This is a genomic window from Arthrobacter sp. 210 2, from assembly GCF_059093025.1.
Genome location: NZ_JBNHIE010000005.1, coordinates 34,940 through 57,304, shown reverse-complemented (window position 1 = coordinate 57,304; position 22,365 = coordinate 34,940). Strand labels below are relative to the sequence as shown.

23 protein-coding genes are annotated in these 22,365 nt (G+C 62.9%); 6 read left to right on the top strand and 17 right to left on the bottom strand.

The window, feature by feature from the left end; genetic code table 11:
- Window positions 1-118: 118 nt before the first annotated feature.
- The 8 genes from AC5RWA_RS11400 to AC5RWA_RS11365 form a co-directional block, all read right to left on the bottom strand.
- A complete protein-coding gene (locus AC5RWA_RS11400) occupies window positions 119-2,539 on the bottom strand; it encodes a TOTE conflict system archaeo-eukaryotic primase domain-containing protein (protein WP_494057688.1) in 2,421 nt (806 codons plus the stop codon).
- A gap of 601 nt (window positions 2,540-3,140) precedes the next feature.
- On the bottom strand, window positions 3,141-3,596 hold the full coding sequence (locus AC5RWA_RS11395; RefSeq protein WP_494057687.1) for a prevent-host-death protein: 456 nt from the start codon (window positions 3,594-3,596) through the stop codon (window positions 3,141-3,143).
- Between the two features lie 448 nt (window positions 3,597-4,044).
- Window positions 4,045-4,206 carry a hypothetical protein gene (locus AC5RWA_RS11390; protein ID WP_494057886.1) on the bottom strand — a complete coding sequence of 54 codons (162 nt, stop codon included), beginning with the start codon at window positions 4,204-4,206 and terminating at the stop codon, window positions 4,045-4,047.
- A 797-nt stretch (window positions 4,207-5,003) separates the two neighbouring features.
- Window positions 5,004-5,765: a hypothetical protein gene (locus AC5RWA_RS11385; protein ID WP_494057686.1), complete on the bottom strand. Its 762-nt coding sequence runs from the start codon at window positions 5,763-5,765 to the stop codon at window positions 5,004-5,006.
- Complete coding sequence (locus tag AC5RWA_RS11380; RefSeq protein ID WP_494057685.1) at window positions 5,762-6,436, bottom strand: DUF4386 domain-containing protein; 675 nt, start codon at window positions 6,434-6,436, stop codon at window positions 5,762-5,764. The genes AC5RWA_RS11385 and AC5RWA_RS11380 overlap by 4 nt, the downstream gene beginning before the upstream one ends.
- A 341-nt stretch (window positions 6,437-6,777) precedes the next feature.
- Window positions 6,778-7,809 (bottom strand): SDR family oxidoreductase, encoded by a 1,032-nt coding sequence (locus AC5RWA_RS11375; RefSeq protein WP_494057684.1) that lies wholly within the window; start codon window positions 7,807-7,809, stop codon window positions 6,778-6,780.
- Between the two features lie 34 nt (window positions 7,810-7,843).
- Window positions 7,844-8,482, bottom strand: coding sequence for a hypothetical protein (locus AC5RWA_RS11370; protein ID WP_494057683.1), 639 nt, complete (start codon window positions 8,480-8,482; stop codon window positions 7,844-7,846).
- A gap of 342 nt (window positions 8,483-8,824) precedes the next feature.
- Window positions 8,825-9,442: a TetR/AcrR family transcriptional regulator gene (locus AC5RWA_RS11365; RefSeq protein ID WP_494057682.1), complete on the bottom strand. Its 618-nt coding sequence runs from the start codon at window positions 9,440-9,442 to the stop codon at window positions 8,825-8,827.
- A gap of 150 nt (window positions 9,443-9,592) precedes the next feature.
- On the opposite strand from AC5RWA_RS11365, the gene AC5RWA_RS11360 reads away from it, so the two are divergent.
- The 5 genes from AC5RWA_RS11360 to AC5RWA_RS11340 all read left to right on the top strand — a co-directional run bounded on the left by AC5RWA_RS11360 (window position 9,593) and on the right by AC5RWA_RS11340 (window position 13,002).
- The gene (locus tag AC5RWA_RS11360) at window positions 9,593-10,375 is read left to right on the top strand and encodes a DUF4386 domain-containing protein (RefSeq protein WP_115524507.1); all 783 of its coding nucleotides are present in this window, start codon (window positions 9,593-9,595) and stop codon (window positions 10,373-10,375) included.
- On the top strand, window positions 10,372-10,971 hold the full coding sequence (locus AC5RWA_RS11355; RefSeq protein ID WP_494057681.1) for a hypothetical protein: 600 nt from the start codon (window positions 10,372-10,374) through the stop codon (window positions 10,969-10,971). Before AC5RWA_RS11360 ends, AC5RWA_RS11355 begins: the two co-directional genes overlap by 4 nt.
- A complete protein-coding gene (locus AC5RWA_RS11350; protein ID WP_494057680.1) occupies window positions 10,968-11,939 on the top strand; it encodes an NAD-dependent epimerase/dehydratase family protein in 972 nt (323 codons plus the stop codon). Before AC5RWA_RS11355 ends, AC5RWA_RS11350 begins: the two co-directional genes overlap by 4 nt.
- Window positions 11,936-12,472 carry an SDR family NAD(P)-dependent oxidoreductase gene (locus AC5RWA_RS11345; RefSeq protein WP_494057679.1) on the top strand — a complete coding sequence of 179 codons (537 nt, stop codon included), beginning with the start codon at window positions 11,936-11,938 and terminating at the stop codon, window positions 12,470-12,472. The genes AC5RWA_RS11350 and AC5RWA_RS11345 overlap by 4 nt, the downstream gene beginning before the upstream one ends.
- A gap of 68 nt (window positions 12,473-12,540) precedes the next feature.
- Complete coding sequence (locus AC5RWA_RS11340; RefSeq protein WP_494057678.1) at window positions 12,541-13,002, top strand: Rossmann-fold NAD(P)-binding domain-containing protein; 462 nt, start codon at window positions 12,541-12,543, stop codon at window positions 13,000-13,002.
- Between the two features lie 105 nt (window positions 13,003-13,107).
- On the opposite strand, the gene AC5RWA_RS11335 is transcribed toward AC5RWA_RS11340, so the two are convergent.
- The 9 genes from AC5RWA_RS11335 to AC5RWA_RS11295 all read right to left on the bottom strand — a co-directional run bounded on the left by AC5RWA_RS11335 (window position 13,108) and on the right by AC5RWA_RS11295 (window position 21,749).
- Window positions 13,108-13,704: an LURP-one-related family protein gene (locus tag AC5RWA_RS11335; protein WP_494057677.1), complete on the bottom strand. Its 597-nt coding sequence runs from the start codon at window positions 13,702-13,704 to the stop codon at window positions 13,108-13,110.
- Between the two features lie 142 nt (window positions 13,705-13,846).
- Window positions 13,847-14,854 carry an NAD(P)-dependent alcohol dehydrogenase gene (locus tag AC5RWA_RS11330; RefSeq protein ID WP_494057676.1) on the bottom strand — a complete coding sequence of 336 codons (1,008 nt, stop codon included), beginning with the start codon at window positions 14,852-14,854 and terminating at the stop codon, window positions 13,847-13,849.
- Window positions 14,851-15,591 carry a DUF4386 domain-containing protein gene (locus AC5RWA_RS11325; protein ID WP_494057675.1) on the bottom strand — a complete coding sequence of 247 codons (741 nt, stop codon included), beginning with the start codon at window positions 15,589-15,591 and terminating at the stop codon, window positions 14,851-14,853. The genes AC5RWA_RS11330 and AC5RWA_RS11325 overlap by 4 nt, the downstream gene beginning before the upstream one ends.
- Window positions 15,592-15,630: 39 nt before the next feature.
- Complete coding sequence (locus tag AC5RWA_RS11320) at window positions 15,631-16,095, bottom strand: hypothetical protein (RefSeq protein WP_115524513.1); 465 nt, start codon at window positions 16,093-16,095, stop codon at window positions 15,631-15,633.
- 111 nt (window positions 16,096-16,206) lie between these two features.
- Entirely contained in the window at window positions 16,207-16,455 is a 249-nt protein-coding gene (locus tag AC5RWA_RS11315; protein WP_115524514.1) for a DUF8691 family protein, read from the bottom strand.
- Window positions 16,452-17,168, bottom strand: a complete 717-nt coding sequence (locus tag AC5RWA_RS11310) for a DUF2306 domain-containing protein (RefSeq protein ID WP_494057674.1) — start codon at window positions 17,166-17,168, stop codon at window positions 16,452-16,454. The genes AC5RWA_RS11315 and AC5RWA_RS11310 overlap by 4 nt, the downstream gene beginning before the upstream one ends.
- A 21-nt stretch (window positions 17,169-17,189) precedes the next feature.
- Window positions 17,190-17,876 (bottom strand): hypothetical protein, encoded by a 687-nt coding sequence (locus tag AC5RWA_RS11305; protein ID WP_494057673.1) that lies wholly within the window; start codon window positions 17,874-17,876, stop codon window positions 17,190-17,192.
- Window positions 17,877-18,009: 133 nt separating this feature from the next.
- Window positions 18,010-20,547, bottom strand: a complete 2,538-nt coding sequence (locus AC5RWA_RS11300; RefSeq protein WP_494057672.1) for a winged helix-turn-helix domain-containing protein — start codon at window positions 20,545-20,547, stop codon at window positions 18,010-18,012.
- A gap of 626 nt (window positions 20,548-21,173) precedes the next feature.
- Window positions 21,174-21,749 (bottom strand): TetR/AcrR family transcriptional regulator, encoded by a 576-nt coding sequence (locus AC5RWA_RS11295; protein WP_494057671.1) that lies wholly within the window; start codon window positions 21,747-21,749, stop codon window positions 21,174-21,176.
- Between the two features lie 99 nt (window positions 21,750-21,848).
- Between AC5RWA_RS11295 and AC5RWA_RS11290 the strand changes: the two genes are divergently transcribed.
- Complete coding sequence (locus tag AC5RWA_RS11290) at window positions 21,849-22,355, top strand: DoxX family protein (RefSeq protein ID WP_494057670.1); 507 nt, start codon at window positions 21,849-21,851, stop codon at window positions 22,353-22,355.
- Window positions 22,356-22,365: the final 10 nt, after the last annotated feature.

The window sequence follows — 22,365 nt, the reverse complement described above, 5'->3', positions numbered from 1 at the left end:
TATCAGGTAGTTCACTGGCGTGAGATGTACTCGGCTGCCCGAAGGTGCCCTCTCGACAAAACGGTTCCGAGCAGCTGCGGCAACGCAGACACCGCCGCGTTCATTCCTGGGGACGATGTCACCTACCTATGAGCTTGCGCGGATCACGGAACCCGAGCGAGACATACCCCGGAGCTCGCTTGTTCAGGGACGCGGCCAGTACGGGTGTCGATTCGTCATAGTAGTCGTGAACGGTCGCCACAGTTTTACCCGGATACGGCCGGATTACCCGGCCGACGTACTGCACCAATCTGCCCTTGAACGACACAGGCGCTGCAAGGAACAGGGTATCCAGTTTAGGGCAGTCAAAGCCTTCTCCAATGTATGGGCCGGTGCCCAAGACCAGCAGAGGCTGCGCATCTTCCGTACTGGCGAGGAGGTCGACGGCGGTCTGTCGTTCCTTGGCCTTCATCGCCCCAGTGAAAACCACAGGTTCCAGACCAGCCGCCTCGAACCGGGACCTCAGGGACTCAAGATGGGCTTTCCACGTCGTCAGTACAAGGATTCGGGAGTTCCGTTCGTAGGCTTCAATGACGTCATCGTAAATTTGCTGCAGACGTTCCTCGTTGGCGATCAAGTCCTTGTAGATGGCAGAGATCCCACCTGGTTCGCTGGGGTCTGCTGCGCCGTCATACGCATAGGAGGTCCGGTGCAGTTCCAAAGTCAGCACCGGTTCGGCAATCTCGTGGGCGTGCGTCGGAAGCTGATGCGAAACAGCTGGGGAAATCGTGTGGGAGATTTGGCCGAGCTGGTGATAGATCAGCGAGTCCAACTTGTCGCGGCGGTATGGCGTGGCCGTCAGCCCCAGCCAGTAACGGGCCTGGATCTGGTTCATGACGTGGGTGAACGCTGCCGCCGGGGCGTGGTGACATTCGTCGACGATGACAAAACCGTAGCCGGCGGTCAGCTCGGCTACATTTTCCCGCCGGGCCAGGGTAGGCAACAGCGCGACATCAACCCGCTCCGTCGTCTTGGCACGGCCACCTCCGATTTGGCCGCACTGCTCGTCCATGAATTGGTGGATGCGGCTGCGCCATTGCTCTGCGAGGGCTTTACGATCAACCAGAATGAGCGTCGAGACGCCGCGCAGTGCCATTGCAGCACACGCCATCACAGTCTTTCCGGTACCGGGCGGGGCTACCAGGACTCCGTGCTCGGAGGCAGTGGCGGCCTCCAAGCCGCTTTGTTGTTCGGAGCGCAGGCTGGCCGAGAACTCGAAGCTTTGAGCGGTGCCTTGCGCCCGTTGATCATCAATGCGCAGCGAGCTGCCACTCGATTCGACGAGTTGCTGTAACAGGGGCAACAAACCACGGGGCAAGATAAGGTCGCCGTCAAACGTTTCGTCGTAGTTGCGCAGGTATCGAGGAATGTTCCAGGTGGACCGCCTCTGGCGTTGGCGCTCATAGAACTCCGGGTTCGGCATGGACGCGGCATGCTTTACGGCCGAGATCATTGCTGGTCCAAGGTCCGCGGCTTTGATCGTCAGACGTGACGCAAAACCTGCGCGGACAATCAGTGCGGGGCGCGGAACGATTTTGGACGATTGGGGCAATTCCAGCCGGCGAACTTCGTTTCCCAGCCTAACTTCCGGCAGTCTGCGGATGTGGTCGCGAACTTCACGGTCCGAGATCCGATCCAGACTGGACAGGTATGCCCATTGGTCCTCATATGGTTCGAGGGTCGTTGTGTCGAGGAACAGGGTGGTGCCATGCTGGCGGCGCTTACCGTTCAGCGGTGCGGCTATCAGGTTCCCCATACCCTTGCCCGAGTGAACGTCTTGGGCGGGAAAAAGCCTGTCGTAACTTGCCAGGCTCATGCTGCCGCGCAGCGCCATCGCCTCATGAATGAGGCCGCTGCCAAGCTGGCGAGCTGCGGACGCCGGTATGGCGGTGCTGAAGAAGATCCACACATGGGCGCCGCGCCCAGACTGGGACACTTCCAGGGCCGCGGGAATACCTCGAAAGCGAGCAGCCTTGGCGTACGCAAGTGCATCGAGCATTGCGGCGCCGCCGTCAAAGTCCGCGGCGACCCACCAGCAGGTGTCCTGTTCAGTCAGGGGATAGAGGCCAATGTGCTGCTCTCCGCGCAAATGGTCGGCAATGACTAATGGAGTAAGCGGCAGGAATCTAGCACCAGCGATGTTTGTGCCTTTACGCCAGCCACCGGCGATGGCCGGGACCCAGCCGGAGCGGCCGTCCCGCGAGTTTTCCCACCGGACTGCGTACACATCATTGCGCGCCCTGAACAGATCCTGGAATAGCCGGACTTTCGCTTCCGGAGACGAATCCATGGTGACCGGACCATGGTGCACCACTGAAGGAAGTACAGCCTGCGCCAAGTGGGCTGCCTTTGACTCCGCTTCCGTGAGTTCCAAGAGCTTCCGCAGTCTGGCGTTGTCCAGGCGAAGCTCCTCGAGCTCACGTCTTAACGCCCTGTCTGCCGCACTGGAAAGGCCCGGCAATGCAGTTTGCGCACCAACTTCAGGAGTGTCTTCAATCACGGTTCCAATTCTCACAGCCGGCAGGGCACCACGGAAACATGCGGAATCCGCGGCAGTCTTGGGCTGCGTGAACGTCCGGGACGACGAAAAGTGTGGACACATCCACACTTTCTTTTGGACCCTATCCCGGCATCGGAGCACTCAACAAGAGACCCTGCAGGCTATTTTGGACGAGGCTTACAAAGTGGCGGAATCCTTGGTATCAGCGTTCGCTGCATCTCAGCGCTGAAGGCCGGGGACTGTCCATGTTCTGTTATGACTTTGTTTCGTTTGGGTGGCTTGTATGGACCTGCTCTAGGTAGACAACCTGGTCCACAACGTAAAACCAGATGCGTGCATCACCCTTTAAGGTGGGCTTGTGCTGCCATCTGTCGTGGGTAACGCCGCCTCGTGACACGCTGCCCAGATCACCACGCAGTCTGTAGTTCGTTGGTGTCGTCACTTGCGGAGTGCGGGTAAGAAAGTCCCATGAATCCACCAGTGAGTTCCTGATCGTGGCTTTCAGATCCGTCCAACCGCGTTTAGCCTGCACCGATGCGAAACGTAGCTCGTACTCACTCTTCTTTGTCGGCCGCTCGACCTTTTCGCTCTTGGCCATCCCTTAAGGACGCTCAACAGTTTCGGCGTCATCAAGCCATTCGATCGTTTCCTTGCCGAGGCCGGCGGCGATGGCAGTTGCAGTCTCACGCCAGGCATTGAGTTCCGCGATGGCCAGATGAGGCTGGTTGGTTGCGAAAGAGGCTCGTGCTGCCGACACGATCTCCGAGGCGCATGTTTCCCGGTCGATCTGGCTCAGGGCAAGCATCCAGGGAAATCGATCACTCATGCGGTTCGCGAGCGTCCCCTCTGTACTGGTGGTGACAGCGATTAGCTGCGCGGCCAGTTCCAGCAGTGACGCACGTGCCCGGTCTGCGCTCTCGGACATGAGCACCAGATGCTCGCCGTCGCGTCGAGTGATTTGAATCGGGTGATCCGCTGCAGCGGCAAAGGCCTCAGCGGAGGCGCGGCTTAGTTCGGAAGACTGGAACGTCGTTCGGGAAGTGACTAATGCGCTCATACACTTACTCTACTTCAGATCCTGTTCTGAAGTATAGCCAGCTGTCCCTGCAGACGCCCATGTTGTGGTGCCGCTCCGGCGCTGACAGTAGCGTGGTGAGCGGAGCCCTCACCATTATCGGCGTTGGGTCCTTGTCATCAGCAGAAAAGTGAATCCTGCATCTTCAGTGCGTCCACTTAACGCACACCCCAACCTTGCGCGGGCAGCCTAGGCGATGACCCGAACCGCACTGCCTCGTTTTACCCGCCTCACCAAGCACTAAAGTTGCCGCCTCCCCTAGTGTATTCATCATCGTCTTTGCCGCACCGCCGACAGCGCTTGTACACACTGCCGTCTTCGGCATGTTCGACATGCCATTCGTGTCGGATGTTAAATTTGCACAGCAGGGCCTGGATCATGGCATCCTCCGAAACAAATCGAAATGGTCCATACCACTCATGGTGGTCACCTACCACCACCGCCTTAGAGCCCAGTCGTTGGCTGCCCCGTCCCCGTCGGCGCCGTCCTTGCCGCAATGCAGGCAGCGTTTGTACAGGCCACCGTCGTCGTTGTGTTCGACGTGCCAGCGGTGATGGAGATTGAGCTTGCACAGCATGTCTGTGAGCATCACAATCTAGCGCCTAGTAGTAGTCGCGGGTGTGGGGATCTTCGGGGTGATCACCGCTAGCGAGCCTTCCCGACCATCGGGCACTGTGGGAATCTTCCTTCCCGCAGTGACTGCATTGGCGTCGAAACTCGCCGTCGTTCATTCGGGCCAGCCAGTGATGGCCGATGCCCCATCTGCAAAACAGTTTCCGGATCATGGTGATGTCTTTTCTGGGGCTTGCCCAGCTGTCTCTTGGTTTGTCCGCATAACGTGGCTGTAAGGCTAATCATGGCCCTTTTGGAAGCACCAGGAGAAGAGGCAATCGGTAACGCTTAGACCAACTTGTGCCTACCCGCGAAGGGTAAAGAAGCCGCTCCTCGCCCTAGCTTGACGGAATCGCTAATATCGGCTCTTTATAACAGGCGGGGGAGTGCCTGGAAAGGGGCTGTCTCCCGCCCTCATTTCATGGCGTTTTCGCCCCGGACTCCTTGGGTCAGAATTGTTCAGCCAGGACCCGGTTTACGGCGGGGATGTCCAGAAAGGCAGGGTTAAAGGCGCATCGGAGCCCTGGCGTTGCCGGGCACTGAGGATGTGCAGCGCCTGGGAAGGTCCTCCGCCATGCGCTGATGTCGCTCTCGGTGTGTGCGCAGGCCCTGGTTGATGGCTTCGATCACGAGCGTTTTGAGTGCACTGCCGCCGCCGAAGTCCTCGGCGCGGGTTGCCCTACGGAATTGTTCCTGTCGTGGAGGAGCACCTTGTGCAGAGCGGCTCCTCCGACGCCGGGCGCTGACATGACGCGCGCTCTTTCGTATTGGGGGTGTCTACCCCTCGGTTTCTGGCGGGGCGGGCCCGGCTGTAGAGGTCGGCACTGCACGGTATTCAGTAATACTTGTGGCCATCGACCAGACCACCAGCGCCAGGATGCCAGGAAGAAAGCCGTACCCGAAAACGCTGTCTTCACCGAGGCCTACGACGGCCGTCAAGAACGTAATGAGGAAGGAAACCGCCCCGACTAGTGCCACGACTCCGGTCCAACGGGGGAAGGAACCGCTTCGCAGTGTCGCCAATCCGACGGCGCCTAGGAAGGTGGCAAAGCCCATCGCGGCAACCAGATACGGGCCAGCGGACGCGGTTGCCACCGCTCTAATGGCGACCGGATCCGCGTCGGCACCGGCACTGGTCGCGGAAGCGACGTTAACGAGGGCCATCCCGATGCCCGCGATGCCAACGAGAGCGCCCCCGAACGCCGCGTAACCCAGCGTCCCGGACCCGCGAACCGTCGGCTCCGCGCTCCCCAGTGTGCTTCGAATGGTCGCCGCGAAGTGCAAGAACGCGACGCCTCCAAAAAGGATGAGGGACGCACCGATGCCGCTCCTGGGCCCAACCTCGCCCGCCCAGGTCCTCCAGTCCTCGTCGGTGGCCGTGTAGTCCGGCGTGTTGCCACCGCTCAGGAACCAACCGAGGAGGAGGAGTACTGCGAACGCGAAGCCGGACAGAGCGAGCAGCTGTTGCCACCGCCTGGGGAGGGCATCGGTCGACCGGGCCGACGGGTTGCGTGAACCCGGTGTGGGCTCGGGAGTCATGGCTCGCGGGCAAGGATCGGACTATCCCGCCTGAACCCCCGGAAAGCGCAGTAGAAGCCGACGAATAGCTCCCAGAGGGCCTCCGGCACGACAAGAACGCGCGCCACGCTTCCTGCCTCCCACAAGTCGAAGAGCACGCCAAGCTGCCCAATCAGGAGCAGCGGCCCTCCGACGAGACCGAACCAGGCCATGCGCCGCGGGACGAGGCCAGAGCGGTACATCAGGTAGCCGAGTATCAGGCCGTTCCCGATGGGGACGACAAGTCCTGGGCCGAATAAGAAGGACAGGTCCTTCAGTGCTGCTAATGAGACAGCGACGTCGGCTGCCTCGGGAGCCTCGTGGCGCAGGGCGACGATGGCGAGCACGAACATGATCCCAGATGCTATGAAAACACTCTCCATGATTCGAGCGGCGACAAAGGATATCGCGAGCGTCTGGTAGCGGCGCCTCACGATCGGGTAGAGCACGACGGCTGTTCCGACGTTTGAGATGATCAGCAGAAACTCCAGAAAGGCGGCCAGATAGATCTGCGTGTCACTCCCGCCACCCGCGAGGTAGCCAGCAGGGTCTTCGAGAACCGGCACAAACAGAAGCGCCGCAGGAATCGAGGTGAGGAACGTGATGATGAACAGCACTCCGAAGATCCGCGCGGTCCTCTGGTCGTCAGTCATTCCGCCCTCCGCTGCCATCCCTGTCAGTGGAGTCTAGGGAAACATTCGCCCACAGGCAACGGACACGGAGCCTTCTCTCTGATCGGGCGCCGGTGCCTCCTGAGCCCGACTTCGCACGTAAGCCGCGCGACGCGCGGGTCCCCTCGCAGGGTGTGCCGGTCGGCCGGGTTTAACGCGGCGGCATGCACTCCAACCAGCAAGCCCACGGGGACGTCCCTGACCTTCCCCCGGCTTTCCACGCTGCGGCCACGGGCTCGAGGCCAGGCTCGGACGAGTGAGGGGGCGTCGAGGACTTCCAGAGACCTCCTCATCATGCGGTAGCGATGCGAAGGGTGGCCCGCCTATCCAGCCTTGCCTGCGGTCAGGTATTCGCTCCATCGCGTCAACACGGTTTTGATCTCGGGCTGCATGAGTCGGTGGTGTTCCGCGAACCGGTTCGCGGGACCGGTTGGGTACCTCTGTGGTGAGAGGAAGCTCAACGTCTCAGGGTCTGCTTTGCTGATGGCGCGGGGTAGCAGCTTCACGATGCTTATCGGGATGCGGAGACGTGGGGGTTTCACCCCATGGTGCCGGGCAATCAGGTGCAGCAGTTCCGGTAGTGCGGGGGTGTTGTCGTCCAGGATCCAGTAGGAGTTCCCATGAGTTTCGTCCTGCGGGGGAAGCAGCACCATGAACCGGGCCAGGTAGTCCACGGTGACAACCGGCACGAAAGTACGGGAATTGCCGGGCAGGGCGGGCAGTTTGCCTGCTATAAGGTCGAGGACAGTTGTGGCAAGGCCTAGGGTCTGGTCGGACTCGCCCGTGTTGGAGTGCCCGATAACGGAGGCCGGGTTGGCGATCGTCAGCGACACGCCAAGTTCCCCTGCTCTGGATTTCACTACGGCGTCACTTTCGACTTTTGATGCCTCGTAGGCGCCCAAGCGCTTGTACTGTTGCTTGCGCTTCTGTTCGGACCAGGGGACGGATGCGGGGTCTTGTCCCCCGACCCGGTATCCGGATAGGTGGATGAGCCGCACGTTGGGAATTGTGGCGGCGAATTCAACGACGCGTCGTGATGTCTCAACGTTTGCGGCGTGGGCGGTGTCCGGGCTCATCCCAAAGGCGTAGGCGCCGGCGACGTTGTATATTTCGCTGACATGGCTGAAGTCGAGGCCGGTCAGCCCTATGTCTTCGGATGCCAGATCGGCGTGTTCAACGTCCAGCAAGTCAACGTTAGTGCTCCGGTCGGTCAGCCACTCGCGAAGTGACGGGAGGCGGTTGATGTTGCGGAGTGCGGCGGTTGTGGGAATCCCCTGGTCGAGCAACTCCTTGGTGAGCCATCTGCCGATGAAGCCGGTTGCACCGAAGACGAGAGCGTGGCGGTTGGTCTTCATAGTTGGCTCCTCGTGGTTCTCGTCCGGCTCTCGATCAGCTCGCATTAGCGTCTGCCACTGGATTTCGTTCGGCAGCTTCACTTTCCGTTTCCTTGGGAATGTTCCGAAGCATCCATATGGTGAGCCACGAGATGGCTGCGGCCAGCGCGATCAGCCCGATTTGAAGGACAGTTTCGGGGAACAATGCACGCAAGGCGATGGGTATGGTGCCGGCGGTGTAGAGGAGAATTGCGCCTCTTGGCGCGGTTGAGGTTCGCCGGAGCGTGAGCATGAAGATCACCGTGCCGACCAGGAAAAGTAGTGAGACTGCGGTTAGGGCTATTGCAAGCGGGCCCTGTCGCAGCACGGCAATGATGTCTTGGTCAAGGTAGGGAAAGACAAGATTGAGGACAAATTCTACGCCGACGAGGCCTGCGAGGGCGGCGACGGACAGTGTGGCCCCGACAATTCCAAGAATGTCGGCCTTCGGTGAAATGACGAGATAGATTCCGATGACCAGGCCAATGGCGGCAAGTTGGGCGACCGGTGCCGCCAGCTGGGTGAAGGGTGTTGTGGGAATGATCCCGGAACGCTTGGCTGCGTTCAATACAAGGATGGTCGCGGAGAGGAAACCGGCAACTGCGAAGACCTTGATCAGTGCTGCTGGTAGCAGCACCTGGAAATTCGAGGACATTTGAGGCTCTTGTCTGTTGGCTATCAACAACAACGAGTCTTAGGAGAATCGTTGTGCCCCAATGGTGTCGGGACGCTTTGAAGCTACCGAGTGGCTTGGTGACGGGCCATCACCACATGTGATGACTCACATGGTGAATCTGGCCGTTGTTGGGGTCCTTGACATGCCCATGCATGACTCAGGGGCACCGATGCGGCGCGGGGTTGATGCTTCGCATCGGAAGTGAGAGCACCCCGCACTTTCCTACCCTTGCTCCGGTGTCAGCCCGGCGCGGACAGGCAGGGCGGTGAGTGCAACCCTTCCGGCCAATCCGCTGTACGTGGAGGTAGCGAAGCCTCCGTCTCATTCCCGAGTGACCCCGTCCAAAATCTTGTGTAGTCCCCAGGTGTATTGCCGGGTCGAGACGTACTCGGCCATGATTCCTGCTGCTCCGGCGGAGAGAGGATAACTGCTGACAGGTATCGCCGAGAACCCCGCCAGGCGGGAGGCAATCCTTTCGTCCTCCGGCGTTTCCCTGGGCCTATCACCCTGTTCGGCCGTCTCAAGGGCTATTGCGCCGAAGACGTAGACGATCAGCAGGTAGGACGCCTTCGCAGCCTCGCCGGCGTCGAGCCCGGAATCCCGAAGAGTTTCCATCAGGTGCTCGTTCAGGGCAAGAGCCCGCGGGCCGTCCATAGGTCCCCCGATCATCAGGTTCACCGCTCCCGGGTGGGCGGTCAGCCGCTCCCGCAGTTCCAGCGCAAGGGATTCAATGCGCTGGCGCCACGGAACGTTGCGGTTCGAGAATACTGCCAGGTCCACCTGGCCCAGCAGGTGCTCAACAATGGCCTTCACCACGGCCGCCTTGTCGGGGAAGTACGTATAGACGGCGTTCGGGGCGACGCCAACCCGGGCAGCGATCCCCCGCACCGAAGCTGCACTAACACCCCCTTCGTCAAGGAGATCAAGGGCCGCTTCCATGATGGCGCCCTCTGTCAGGGTTCTGCGTGGCCCCGGTTTAGATGTGCGTGCCTGCGTCATTAATTCCTCTCTTGACTTCCTTCTGTACAGCGTACACTATTTGTACAGCGTCCAATTTGTACGCCGTACAGAATAGGCAGGGAGACCGCCATGAAGACCAGCGCCAGCACACAACTCCGTATCGCTACCGGCGGGCTTTTTGCCCTCAGTGCCCTGGCGTTCGCGGCAGCGGCGACAGCCCTGTCGATGATGTTCGATTGGCCGGACGTTCTCCGGGAGCCGGCCGAGGTGGTGCTGCCTGCCTTTACCGCCGGCGGCCCCGCCCTCATCTGGGCCTGGTTCGCCGCGGCCTGGACCTACGGGCTCCTTGCCATACCGGTCCTGCTCCTGCCGGCAGCACTCGGCCTGCAAGGGAACCCGGCGTTGAAGGTGGCCACCTATGCCGGAGCTGCCTCTGTGCTCCTGTCCCTCATTGGGTTCCTGCGCTGGGTGTTCGTCGTCCCGGCACTGGCAAGCACCTACCCGACAGGTGACGGGCAAACACGGGCGGCGGTGTCCGCTGCCTGGACGGCGCAGCACCAGTTTGGCGGGGCGCTGCTGGGTGAGCACCTGGGTCAACTGCTGATGATCGGCTGGTCGGTCGTTGTCAGCATCATGATCCTGCGCAGCGGCATTCTTCCCCGGTGGATCGGCGCCGCCGGCCTGGCCACCAGCAGCATCTATCTGCTTAACCAGGGCGACATCCTTGCCACCGCCGTGCCCGGATTTCCCGTTTGGGACCTCGCCGGCCTGCTCGGCAGCACCGGCTGGGGCCTCTGGATCGCCGCCCTGGGCATCACCATCTTGATCAAGCGATCAGCGGCGGGAAGCCCCGCTACCGCCGCGCGGTCTTCCCGGCCCTTCACGGCGTTGCCTAAGGAACTGACACCATGACCCGCATGAAGACTCCACAGGCAATCGCTGTCCGGGCCTGGCTGTTATGGACGACGAGCTTCCTGGCACTGCCGGTGGGAGGCTACGCCGGCACCCTCATCACCGGCCGCATCGATGACCCGCTCTCCGCGGTCATCGGCGCGGCCATCGCCGGACTCATCATCGGCTCGGGGCAGGCACTGACCAGCAGCCACAGGGTCCGGCCAGTCAGCTGGATCACGGCGAGCGTCCTGGGCATGAGTGCGGGGCTGGCCCTGGGCTCCGCGACAATCGGCTACCGCACCGCCCTTCCTGACCTTGCCCTGATGGGAGCGCTCAACGGCCTCATCCTGGGTGTCGCCCAGGCACTTGCCCTGCCCCGGCAACTGGGTCAGCTCCGCTGGGTCTGGGCAGCGGCCATGCCTGCCCTGTGGAGCCTCGGATGGACCGTCACCACCCTAGCCAAAATCGCCGTCGATCAGCAGTTCATCGTGTTCGCCGCCAGCGGCGCCGTCCTCGTCACCGCCATCACCGGCCTCCTCCTGAACCGCCTGCTGCCCGTCGCAGCGCCCAGGCAGGCCAACATTACCCCAACCACGGCAAAGGTTCACTCATGACTCCCGGCCTGCATGTCATCTTCGGCACCGGTGCCATTGGACTGGCCACCTTGGACTCCCTCCGGCGCCGGGGCAGCACCGTCCGGATGGTCAACCGCTCCGGCACAGCGCAGGTACCCAACGACGTCGAAGTTGTCGCCGGAGACGCCGCCGACCCCGTCTTCGCCGCCCACGCAGCCCGGGGTGCCGCCGTCGTCTATCAGACGATGAACCCGCCCTACCACCAGTGGAGCGGGCGTTTTCCGGCACTGCAGGCGGGCGTGCTGGCGGCCGCTGAAGCCACAGGCGCCCGGCTGGTCAGCATGGAGAACGTCTACATGTACGGGCGTCCCGCAGGACGTCCACTGACCGAAGACCGACCCAACAATGCGCACACGGGCAAGGGCCGGCTTGGCGCCGACATGGCGGATGAACTCCTGCGCGCCCACCAGGCTGGCCGCCTCGAGGTTGCCATCGGCCGCGCCTCGGATTACTTCGGACCCCGCGGCGGAGCGCAGTCCAACCTTGGCGACCGCGTCTTCCCCGCAGCCCTGGCCGGGAAAACCAGCTCAGTTCTGGGCGACCGGCACCAGCCGCACACCTATACGTACATCCCTGACATTGGTGAAGGCCTCGCAGTCCTGGGCGAACACCCGGACGCGCCCGGCGACATCTGGCACCTGCCCAACGACCCCCAAACCCGCAGCACCCAGGCACTGGTTGACACCATCTACCGCAAGGCCGGACAGCCCAGCACCAGGATCCGGACTGTCCCACCATTTATCCTGCGCGCCATGGCCCTCACCAGCCCGGTCGTTCGTGAACTGCTCGAAATGCAGTACCAGTTCGAAGAACCCTTCATCGTTGACAGCAGCAAAATCACCACAAGGCTGGGCGTCACCGCCACTCCCCTGGACCAGACCATCGCAGAAACACTCCTGAGCTACACCAGCCCCAGTCAGCCCCGCCCGGAACGAGCACAATCATGAAGCAGCGTCGAAGCCGCGCAATGCACGGCAAAACAGTGGTCGTCACCGGCGCCACCGGAGGGATCGGCAGGGCGACCGGCCATGGCCTGGCCCTGATGGGAGCGCACGTCATCATCGTTGGGCGCGACCCGGAACGCACCGAAGAAGCCGCCGAAACGATCCGCGAAGCAGCCGGCGGAAATGTAGACGCCGTCGTTGCCGACCTGTCCTCCCAAGCCCGCGTACGTCGGCTCGCAAATGAACTACTGACCGCCCTCCCCCGCATCGATGTCCTGATCAACAACGCCGGAGGGTACTGGAACACCCGCCACACGACAGCAGACGGAATCGAGCACACCCTTGCCCTGAATCATCTCGCACCGTTCCTCCTCACCAACCTGCTCTTGGAGCGGCTGCACCTCAGTGGGAAAGCACGGGTGATCACCGTGTCCTCCAATGCGGAGGCCATGAGGCGCATCAACTTTGATGACCTTCAGGGCGCTGGAACACCCGCCACACGACAGCAGACGGAATCGAGCACACCCTTGCCCTGAATCATCTCGCACCGTTCCTCCTCACCAACCTGCTCTTGGAGCGGCTGCACCTCAGTGGGAAAGCACGGGTGATCACCGTGTCCTCCAATGCGGAGGCCATGAGGCGCATCAACTTTGATGACCTTCAGGGCGCGCACTCCTATTCCGGGGCCACGGCTTACAACCAGTCCAAACTCGCGAACCTCCTGTTCACCGACGAACTGGCCAGAAGGCTGCAAGGCACCCCAGTAACAGCCAATGCCCTCCACCCGGGATTGGTGAGCACAGGGTTCGGCGCGGAGGACCCCGGACGTGCCCAGCGGCTGCTCGTCCCGCTACTGCGGCCCTTCATGCTCACAGCAGACCAAGGCGCTAGAACCACAATCCATCTGGCCTCCGCTCCTGGCCTCACGGACGTCAGCGGGCGGTTCTTCGCCCGGCGCGGGCCCCGCCGCTCCTCCAACGCCAGCTACGACCAGGCAACGGCAGCACAGCTATGGAATATCAGCGCCGAAATGACCGGCATGCCTAAGACCAATTGGCCTCCGTAAGGCGACAACCTCCCCCTCGAAGCTTCAGCCGACCAAATCTCCCGGCCCGGTGAAACCACATGCCCGCTGGGGGCGGCATAGCGTCTTCCCATCGTTTTGACGGCTCTATCGGGACTGGAGAGCATCCAGCGCGACTGCCATCGCCGCCGCAACCCGCCCATCGAGTCGTGCGCCTGGAAGGGTGACGAGGTAGCGGTCGCGCAGGGACCGCCCCCGTTCTGATGTCATAAGCACTTCTCCGTTCGGGTCGACAAAGTCGAAGTGGAAACGGAAGGGCGAAGGGATCGCATCACCAATCGGCGTCGCTTCCCATATGCGCCGGACGATGGCGACCCCGAGGCTGCGTTCACGCCCGGTGACTTTGAGCCCGGACGCTTCCAGGTGCCACGTCGACCGCAGCAGCGACTTGCCAAAGTCTTTCCGGAAGCTGCCAAGCAATTGTCCATTGGCGTCCAGCACGTCGTACGTCGCCCCGAGGTCAAGTCGTTGACGGGCCTTGAAGGAGAAAAGCGGCAAGGTCCTTGACTCGTCCTGGTAAAACGTCACCTGCTCCTTGAAAGCGGCCCGCTTCTGCTGAGCGACGGCAAGCAAGTGCCCGGGTTGTCCGTCTCCGGTCACGGAACGTATGTCATACCGGTTCACCATCAGGGTGAGCTTCTGAGTCACGGTGAACTGCTCGATTCCCGCTGCAAGTTGTGTCATGTGCGTCCTCGGTGCTTAGGGCGGTCCCGAACAGTGTGGGGTCCGCGTGTTGCCATGTACTCTGCCTTGCTTGACTGGCTCCTGGCCGTGCGAGCCCAGTATAGGTTCACGGCACTTTGAGGGCTGACAGGATGGAAAGGCGTCACCTGCTTTCGCCCGTCGGCTGGTGCGTGGACGGAACAGCGATCCGCACGACGACGTTGCCTCTTTTCCGGCCTGTGCTCACGTACCGATGTGCCTGCGCGATGTCCGTGAAGTCGAATGCGCGGTCGATGACGGGGCGGAACTGTCCTGTCTCTGCCAGCTGTGCGATTCGGGCGAGGTCAGCGGCGGTGAACGGGACGTTGCCGGCGGTGATGTGCGTGCCGGTCCGGCGTGAGCGCAGACCCGCGGCCAGAAGTCCGGTGAGGTCGGCTATGACGAACAGCAGGGCTCCCCCGGGTTTGATCAGTGGCTGCAATTGCCGGAACGGGACGTTGCCGACACAGTCCACGATGACGTCGTGGGCAGCCGCTGCCTGGGTGAAGTCTTCCCTGGTGTAGTCGATCACCGTCCCTGCGCCGAGGGAACGGGCCAGGTCGGCGTTGGCGCCGCTGCACACCGCCGTTACGTGGGCACCTGCGAGGTTGGCGAGCTGCACGACCGCGGTCCCGACGGCGCCCGAGGCCCCGTTGACAAGCACCGCCGTTCCCGGACCCAGGCTGGTCCTGCCGAGGAACGCCTGGGCGGTGATCCCGCCGAAGACCAGCGCCGCGGCTTCCTCGAACGTCAGGTTCGCCGGCTTTGCTGTGACGGCCCCGTCCTGGGGGATGGTGACGTATTCGGCGTGGCCGCCGAACGTCCCGCCCAGCATCGCGATCACCTCGTCACCGGGATTGAAGCGGGTGACGTCGGGACCGACTGATTCTACGATGCCGGCGATGTCCATGCCCAGCACCGGGATGCGCGGGGTGATAAACCCGAGGGTGAGCGAGCTGAGAAGCTTCAGCCCTTTCGGAACGTGTTTGGTCCGGGCCCGGTAGTCACCGGCGCTGACAGTGGTTGCCTGGACCTTGACCAGCAGCTCGCCGCGCCCGGGTGTGGGTTTGGGCTGTTCCTCGAGCCGGACCACGTCCGGGCCGCCGAAACGGCGGTACACGGCAGCTTTCATCGCACCGTCCCCCCTCCCGTGCTGGTACCTTTTGCGGTGAGCATGGTGACGGCGTCGGGGTTGAATCCCTTGGCGACCAGCCAGATGCCCATTCCGAATTCCCAGATGGCCAGGAACAGGGCACCGAATCCGGTCAGCGGCGATACCGGACCCCAGAGGCCAAAGAGCACGCCGACGGCCCCGGCGATGAGCAGCGGCGCCCCGATGAACCCGAAGACCGGAAGTATCCTGGGCAGCAGACGGGACTTGTACATGAGTGAGCCGAGCAGCAGTGCGTTGAACGCAGGGATCAAACCTTGTCCCAGCAGCGTGGTCCAGGCGTGCTGGGCCAGCAGCGCCTGACCGGTGATCAGCGTGTCCTCTCCGGCGCCTGCCTGGCGGAGGGTGACGATCGACATGAGCGCCACGACCCCGGCGAAAATGGCCCCTGCCTCCAGGATCCGCGTCCCGACGAACCCGAGCGCGCCCCCTTGGTTCTGTTGCTTCACCACCGGGTACAGCACGACGCCGGTTCCGATGCAGGCCAGGGCAACAATGACCTCCAACAGCCCGCCGACGACGACAGAAGTGTCAGGGCCAGGACCAGTGATGTAAGCCGGGTCTGTTTTCACACGGTCATAAAGGAAGAGCGTAGGAATGGACACAAATGTGAGGAGGTACAGCACACCGGCGGCCAGCGAGGTCGACCGGTGGGACACCAACGGTGCCTTCGCGGTCCCGGGATCAACGGTAATCATGGTGAAATTTCTCCTGGTGAAAAGAGGCGGGTTCGGGTGTCAGCGGGGCTGGGGCAGCCAGCGGTCACCGGGTCCGGTCACGTAGCGGCGGACCAGGTACGGCCAGGGAAGGATGATCAGGACGATCACGACAAGGGAGCAATTGGCCGCGACAGTGGCGGTGGCGCCGTTGAGCTCACCGGCGAGCCACAGCGGCAGCGCCACTGTGCTGAGCCAGATCACCTTCCAGGTCATTTCGAACAGCAGGATCGGGATCATTCTCACCGGGTAACGGACACCGAGGAAGAACAGCAGGGACTGCGCGACGAGCATGCACACCACCACCCCGTCCATCAGCGGCCAGGACGCATCATGCCCAATCAGCAGTGGCCATCGCGTGATCACCAGGCCGAGCGCCATCAACAGGTAACCGGCGCGCAACAGATACAGACGCAGCAGGGACAGCTCCTCCGCCGCTTCCGACACGGTCTTTGGGACGGGCTTGGACGTTGCGGGTGATGGCATTTTCAGGCTCCTTGTTCATTTGTCCCGAAAACTGGGGACGTTCATTCCTGAGGGTGCGCCGCTGTGCGGCGGCGGCAAAGTTTTGTTGCCAAAACTGGTACACGGCGGCTGTTAGCGATCACCGGCTGAGGCGGTGATCATTCGTACGGAGATGAGGACCAGGCCCAGGTCACGGACCTTGGTGAGGAGACTGTGCAGTGCGGCCTGGTCCGCTACCGGACCGCGGAGGGATGTCGTGCCGTCAGTTGCCCGGGTGAGTTCGAGGTGCTCGAACCATTCCACCCAGTGATCATCGAGGTGCCCTTCGACCCGGAGCTCATAGTGGCCGGTTTCCTGCCCCGCGGCCGTGTAGCCGGTCATGGTACGCGGACCTGCGTTGATTCACGGGCAGCCGGGTCCCGCGGCCTTTGTCGGCGGATAGCCCATTCGGCCACGGCAAGATTAATCACCCAGCCGGCCCCGTTGAGAAGCGCCACGTTGAGCGTGGTTTTCCCAAGGATCGCCTCACCGAAGCCCAGGGTGAATACCTGGGTGCCAGCCCCCAGCCCCAAGGCGTAGGCCCGGATCATCCACTGCCGGTGCCGCGGGATGTCCCGGCGGCGGACTGCGGCGAAACCAATGACGATGCAGAACGCCATACCCAGACCGGCCAGCCAACGGAACACGTACAGCAGTTCCCCCGACCCGGCAGGGAAGGAAACGAACTGGTTCAGCCAAAGACCCGACAGGGCCACCAGCATCCCCACCACGACCAGAACCCGCCCGGCTATCCGATGCCAGACCGGCTTGCGACGCCGGAAACCCGGCGAGAACTGGAACGACCCGAGAATCACAAAAATGGTCGCAGTAAGGACGTGCACGGCCACCGGGAGAGGCACATCAGGGCTTCCGTTATCGGTGAACCCCTCGACCGGGCCCAGGGAAAGCGCGATGCGCCGTAGCGTGTTCGCCAGGATGGGAACGAGACCCAGGGCGATCAGGCAAGTGATGAGGAGCCCGGCACGTGCTGTTGGACGTTGTTCCGGCCTGCGCCCTGGTACAGGGGTTGCCCCTGCCCTTTGCTTGCCGTCCATCACATATCCCGTTTCTGATTCTCACTTGGCTACAGCGCGGCCACGACCCGGGACGGGCGTCCCGGTAGCCGGCTCAGAAGCTGCTTGGCGGGTGCTGATCAGTGAGTACCCGAGCCAGGCCACGGCTATACCTACGGGGAGGGCGGCGAAGCGTCCGAGCGCGTGGGGAAACAGCGGAAGCAAGGCGGTAGACACTGATCCAACGGCAAGCAGGATCCCCGCCCAGCGGGCGAGGATCCGGGCGCGGAAGACGGCGATGCCAAAGGTCACCCCGCCGAGGAAGTAAACCGCGAAGGCGAAGGTGCTGATCCCCTCCAGAGGGCCCAGGCTCCCGTCCGCTGCGGCGCCGCTGAAAATACCGAGGATGTCCGTTGCAACGTGCGGAGCCTGCTCGGCCAGGGGCGGCAGGACGAACGCTTCCAAATAGGTGTGCGCTGTGGTGGCCAGGTAGAACAGGGCGAGCAGGAGGAAGCCGGACAGCCCAAGCAGGCCTGTTTCCTTCACCTGCCGAAGGTATATTCCGGTGATTCCTGCCAGGCCGAGGACGCCCATCGCCACCGTCAGGTAATGCACGATGGCCCAGGTGCTGCCGGTGACGTTCGCGACTTCCTCCGCCGGGTGGACGAACTGTATCGATCCGTACAGCAGCCCGGCGGCTATGGCGGCGACGCCGGCAGCTCCGCTGAGTTTGGACGGGGTGATGGTCATTTCCGCGCTCCCTTCTGCTGGGTGGTCCGAGGCAGGTGCCGTGTACGGTTCCAAAGCTACGGACGCGTGTGGTGTCACAGCATCACCACATGTGGTGACCGGGGTGGTGATTTTCGACGGGGATTGGTTCGTTTTAGAGGAGCCCGTGCTCGCGGGCGCGGCGGACCGCCTCGGCCCGGTTGCTCACCTGGAGCTTTTCGAAGATGTGCCGGGTATGGGTCCTAAGTGTGTTGAGCGAGACATACAGCTGCCGGGCAACTTCCGGACCGGACAGGGACGAGTCGAGCAGACGGAGCACCTGGACTTCCCGCTCACTAAGCGGGACGCTGCGGGCATCCGTCCCGGGGGTGGTGGGACCGGAAGTTTCCCCGGGGTTAATGTGGAGCAGTTGGCTGACATATCCGGGACAGATACGCTCGACGGCGGCCCTGTGCAGCAGGGCGATCATGGGTGCGCCTTCATCCAGGAACAACCGAACGTGACCTTCGGCTTGGGTGCGCTTCAGTGCCAGTTCCAGGGCCTCGAGCGCGGAATCCATACGGCCTTCTGCCTGGTAAGCCCTTGCCTTCAGGACGAGGATCTCGTTGACGCTGCCACCACGCCCGGCCGTTTGGGCGGCTTGGAGCAACCGCTCCAGTAGGTTGAAGGCGTCATCGAGGGAGCCGTTGGGCGGGTCTGCTTCGTGTTGGGCGATGAGCAAACGGGTGAGGGTGAGGTGCTCGAATTCCCTCAGGTAGCTCAGCTCATCATCGGCGGTGAGGTCCCGTGCCCGGACCCAGTCGGCGGCTTCCCGCAGCGCCCCTTGCCCGATCAAGATCCGCGCCTTCATCGCAGATATCGGCCAGACGTCGGGAAAGAACCCCCGCAGGTAACGCCGCTCGGCCTCCTCGAGCAGCCCGATGGCACGGCCGGGATCTCCGGACAGGTGCTCAAGACGTGCCATCACCACGAATCGGCGGTACAGGTTCTCCGGCAGCGACGCCGCCTCGCCGAGCGCGATCCCCGCCTCCAAATGTTCCTTTGCAGCAGCCACCGCCCCGGACTCACAGTGCAGGGCGCTGATTCCCACGTGGAGGTCGGCCGTCGGCGGACCAGAAGCTATTCCTGCTGTGTCAGCGGCTGTAAGGGCTTGTTCCAGAAGACGCCGGGGCTGGTGCAGGCTGCCCCTTGCCATCCACATGTCCGCCAGGACCATGGTGCTGGCGAGCTCGTCGGCGATGTTTCCTGCAGCATGCAGGTTCGGGCCCACGTCGGCGAAGGTCGGCACTGCCGTGTCGAGATCACCGCGGGCCCACGCGGCCAACCCGAGGAACCCTGCAGCCGCTGCCCGCGACAGATGATCACCCGGCCCGCATAGCTCCAGCGCGCGCCGGGCATGGGCGGCGGTCCCTGCCACATCCCCCACTGCCTGCGCCAGCGCTGCCCGATACACGGCAATGGTCACCGGCAGGGCACGGAACTCCTCGCTCCCGGCATTCAGCCCGGTGGCTCGATCACGCGTCGGTTCCCCATCGCGGGAAGCCTCCGCGAGTCCCCGTTCAGCGTCCTGGAGACGTTGTTCGACGGCGTCCAGGTCACCGGCTGTGAGCATCATCCACGCAAAAAACACGCTCAACACAGGGTTCGCCCGCACGACATGGTCGGGAAGCGCGGTCAACCAGCCGCGCAGGGTTGCATCATGCCGGCTCCTTCGGATGGCCGGCAGCGCCGCCTCCAACAGAGCCCCCGCCCGTTCGAAGTCCCCAGCCGCCAGCGCATGCTTCAGGGCATCCTCCAGCAGGTCGTGGTGCTGATACCACTCACTGGCGCGCCGGTGCAGCGACTGCTGAAGCTCAGGTTCCTCGTGCACGGCACTGGCCCGGAGCACTTCGGCAAAGAGGTGGTGGTAGCGATACCACTGCCTCCGGTCATCCAGGGGGACAACAAACAGATTTGCCCTCTCCAGCTGCTCCAACACAGCACTGCTGCCGCCCTGCCCCGTGACCGTGTCACACAGTGGACCCGAGAGGCGGTCGAGGATGGCCGTGTGCATCAGGAAGCTTCGCACATGGTCAGGCTGGCGCTGAAGTACCTCCTCAACTAGGTAATCCAGGATGAAGCGGTTGCTGCCGGCGAAGGCGTTGATGAAGCCTGGCGCGTCCTCGTGCCCGCGCAGGGACAACGCGGCGAGCTGCAGGCCGGCCGCCCAGCCTTCCGTCCGGGCCTGGAGGGCGGAGATGTCCTCGGCGGAAAGGCGCAGCCCCATGCACTCGTTGAGGAATGCCGCCGTTTCCTTGGTCGAAAAGCGGAGGTCAGCCGCGCGCAGTTCAGTGATCTGATCCCGAGCCCTTAAGCGGGACAGGGGAAGCGGAGGGTCGGAGCGGCTTGTGATGGCCAGGTGCAGCTGGGGCGGGGAATGATTGAGAAGGAACGTTACCGCGTCATGAACAGCGTGCGCTTCGATCGCGTGGTAGTCATCGAGGACGAGGATGAAGGACGTTCCCGCCCGAGAAAGGTCGTTGATGAGTGTAACCAGGACCGGTTCCACCGCCGCGGCCGGGGTAGCGTCGAGCAGCGCTTGAGCACCTGACCCGAGTCCTGCATCCGCGCCATGCATTCCGGCAATGAGATGGGTTAGGAAACGGGCAGGGTCGTTGTCGCCCGCGTCCAGTGACAACCAGGCAACCCGCACCCCGGGCTCCGCTGCCCGGACTTGCAGTACCCACTGGCTCAGCAAAGTCGTTTTGCCGAAGCCGGCGGGGGCGCAAACCAACGTGAGCTTCCGACCCTCATGCGAGTCCGAAAACAGAGGCTCGACAAGCCTCGGGCGGGCGACGGCTCGGCGCCGCGGGGCCGGGACATGGAACTTCGTGGCAAGCATGCTCATCGCCATTGGGTGAACTATACGGCGGCCAACTGGTGCTGTGTAGGGCAAAATCCCCCTGTTCCGCTTACCCTGCCCCCTCCGCGGGTGCTCGTTCCAGGACGCCGAGCACCAGGTCCAGGCCGAAGCTGAATTCGTCGGCGTAGTTGTACCCGGGCTGCAGCATATGCTTAGCCATCAGCTCGTAAAGGTAGGGGTATTCGCTGGCAGGATTGTGCGAGCATGACGTTGGCGATGACGGCGGCCCGTTCCCCGGCGTCAAGGGGCGTGGGCCGTCATCGCCAAGGCGAGCAACTCCTGAGCCGGGACTGGGACCACCACCCTGCGCTCAGATGCAATTGCTGCTCACGCTGAAACACATCGGGTGGTTCGTCCCCGTGTGCGAACAACGCGCCGATCACCAAGCCAACGAGATTCCTGGAGGGCGGCGTGCGCTATTGCGACCCGGAAAAGAGAACGGAAGCAATCCCCCGGGCAGCCTGCCGCGGATCTGCCGACAGTCCCTCAGGCAGACTGCCGCTGAGCCAAAGGGTAGAAAACCCGTGGACCAGGGACCAGGCGGCCAGCGCCGCGTCCTGTGACACCGTGCCTGGTTCCGAGGATGTGAACGGTGCAACCCCCCGGTAGAGGGACTCGCCCGCCCGGGCCTTCGCCGCGACCAGTTCCGGATCATTTGTACGGTACAGCTCCGGCCGGAACATCACGGCAAAATGGGCTGGGTGCTCGACGGCGAAGCCGACATAAGCCACCCCCACCTCCAAGAAGTCACCGGTTTGCCGCCGCGCCTCCACCAGCGCGTCCGCCAGGAGACAGAATCCTTGTACCGCGACGGCGGTCAGGAGGCCTGCCTTGTCCCCGAAGTGGTGGGCGGGCGCGGCATGGGAGACCCCCGCCTGTCTGGCCAGATCCCGCAAACTCAGTGCTGACGGGCCCGACTCCGCTATGACGTCGAGAGCGGCGCTGATGATGGTGTCCGGAAGGTTCTTGTGATGGTACGCCGATGTGCTCATGCCCTATAGACTACCCAGAATCTAGTCATTGACAAGTTACTGCTGCCGAGTAATCTAGGCGGTGACAAGATATGTCGATGTACTTGAAAGGAACCCGCCATGGCACCCCTTATTACACTCGTGTCCTTAACCCTCCTGCTTCGTGCCGCCGGGGCTATGGGCATCAAACCGCTCCGGTCCTGGCACACCAGCTTGCGCGGTGGCTTGGCGGGCATGTTCATCCTCACCGGATTGGCCCACTTCAACAGCATGCGCGGGGAACTCGTGGCACTGGTGCCGCCGGCTCTTCCCAATGCCGAACTGCTGGTCACAATTACAGGCGTGCTGGAACTGCTTGGAGCCGGCGGCATCGTCCACCGCCGGACGGCGCCCTGGGCGGCCGGCGGGCTCGGCTTGCTGCTGATGGCCATCTTCCCAGCGAATGTCTACGCGGCGCAAACCGGACTCATTGTCAACGGCGCTCTGGCCACGGACCTCCTGCCTCGGACGCTGATACAGCTGGTATTTATTGCTGCCACAATCGCCGTAGTGCTCCCCTATGCCAGGACTCTAATCCACCGCCGCTTGACGCCTCCCCGTTCAGCTCTGCCTACCAGCAACCTGTAAAGCTCCACGA

Coding starts and splice junctions, on each gene's coding strand:
- AC5RWA_RS11395 (WP_494057687.1), bottom strand. CDS start 3,596: ATGAGCGCATTAGTCACTTCCCGAACGACGTTCCAGTCTTCCGAACTA.
- AC5RWA_RS11385 (WP_494057686.1), bottom strand. CDS start 5,765: ATGACTCCCGAGCCCACACCGGGTTCACGCAACCCGTCGGCCCGGTCG.
- AC5RWA_RS11380 (WP_494057685.1), bottom strand. CDS start 6,436: ATGACTGACGACCAGAGGACCGCGCGGATCTTCGGAGTGCTGTTCATC.
- AC5RWA_RS11375 (WP_494057684.1), bottom strand. CDS start 7,809: ATGAAGACCAACCGCCACGCTCTCGTCTTCGGTGCAACCGGCTTCATC.
- AC5RWA_RS11370 (WP_494057683.1), bottom strand. CDS start 8,482: ATGTCCTCGAATTTCCAGGTGCTGCTACCAGCAGCACTGATCAAGGTC.
- AC5RWA_RS11365 (WP_494057682.1), bottom strand. CDS start 9,442: ATGGAAGCGGCCCTTGATCTCCTTGACGAAGGGGGTGTTAGTGCAGCT.
- AC5RWA_RS11360 (WP_115524507.1), top strand. CDS start 9,593: ATGAAGACCAGCGCCAGCACACAACTCCGTATCGCTACCGGCGGGCTT.
- AC5RWA_RS11355 (WP_494057681.1), top strand. CDS start 10,372: ATGACCCGCATGAAGACTCCACAGGCAATCGCTGTCCGGGCCTGGCTG.
- AC5RWA_RS11350 (WP_494057680.1), top strand. CDS start 10,968: ATGACTCCCGGCCTGCATGTCATCTTCGGCACCGGTGCCATTGGACTG.
- AC5RWA_RS11345 (WP_494057679.1), top strand. CDS start 11,936: ATGAAGCAGCGTCGAAGCCGCGCAATGCACGGCAAAACAGTGGTCGTC.
- AC5RWA_RS11335 (WP_494057677.1), bottom strand. CDS start 13,704: ATGACACAACTTGCAGCGGGAATCGAGCAGTTCACCGTGACTCAGAAG.
- AC5RWA_RS11330 (WP_494057676.1), bottom strand. CDS start 14,854: ATGAAAGCTGCCGTGTACCGCCGTTTCGGCGGCCCGGACGTGGTCCGG.
- AC5RWA_RS11325 (WP_494057675.1), bottom strand. CDS start 15,591: ATGATTACCGTTGATCCCGGGACCGCGAAGGCACCGTTGGTGTCCCAC.
- AC5RWA_RS11320 (WP_115524513.1), bottom strand. CDS start 16,095: ATGCCATCACCCGCAACGTCCAAGCCCGTCCCAAAGACCGTGTCGGAA.
- AC5RWA_RS11315 (WP_115524514.1), bottom strand. CDS start 16,455: ATGACCGGCTACACGGCCGCGGGGCAGGAAACCGGCCACTATGAGCTC.
- AC5RWA_RS11310 (WP_494057674.1), bottom strand. CDS start 17,168: ATGGACGGCAAGCAAAGGGCAGGGGCAACCCCTGTACCAGGGCGCAGG.
- AC5RWA_RS11305 (WP_494057673.1), bottom strand. CDS start 17,876: ATGACCATCACCCCGTCCAAACTCAGCGGAGCTGCCGGCGTCGCCGCC.
- AC5RWA_RS11295 (WP_494057671.1), bottom strand. CDS start 21,749: ATGAGCACATCGGCGTACCATCACAAGAACCTTCCGGACACCATCATC.
- AC5RWA_RS11290 (WP_494057670.1), top strand. CDS start 21,849: ATGGCACCCCTTATTACACTCGTGTCCTTAACCCTCCTGCTTCGTGCC.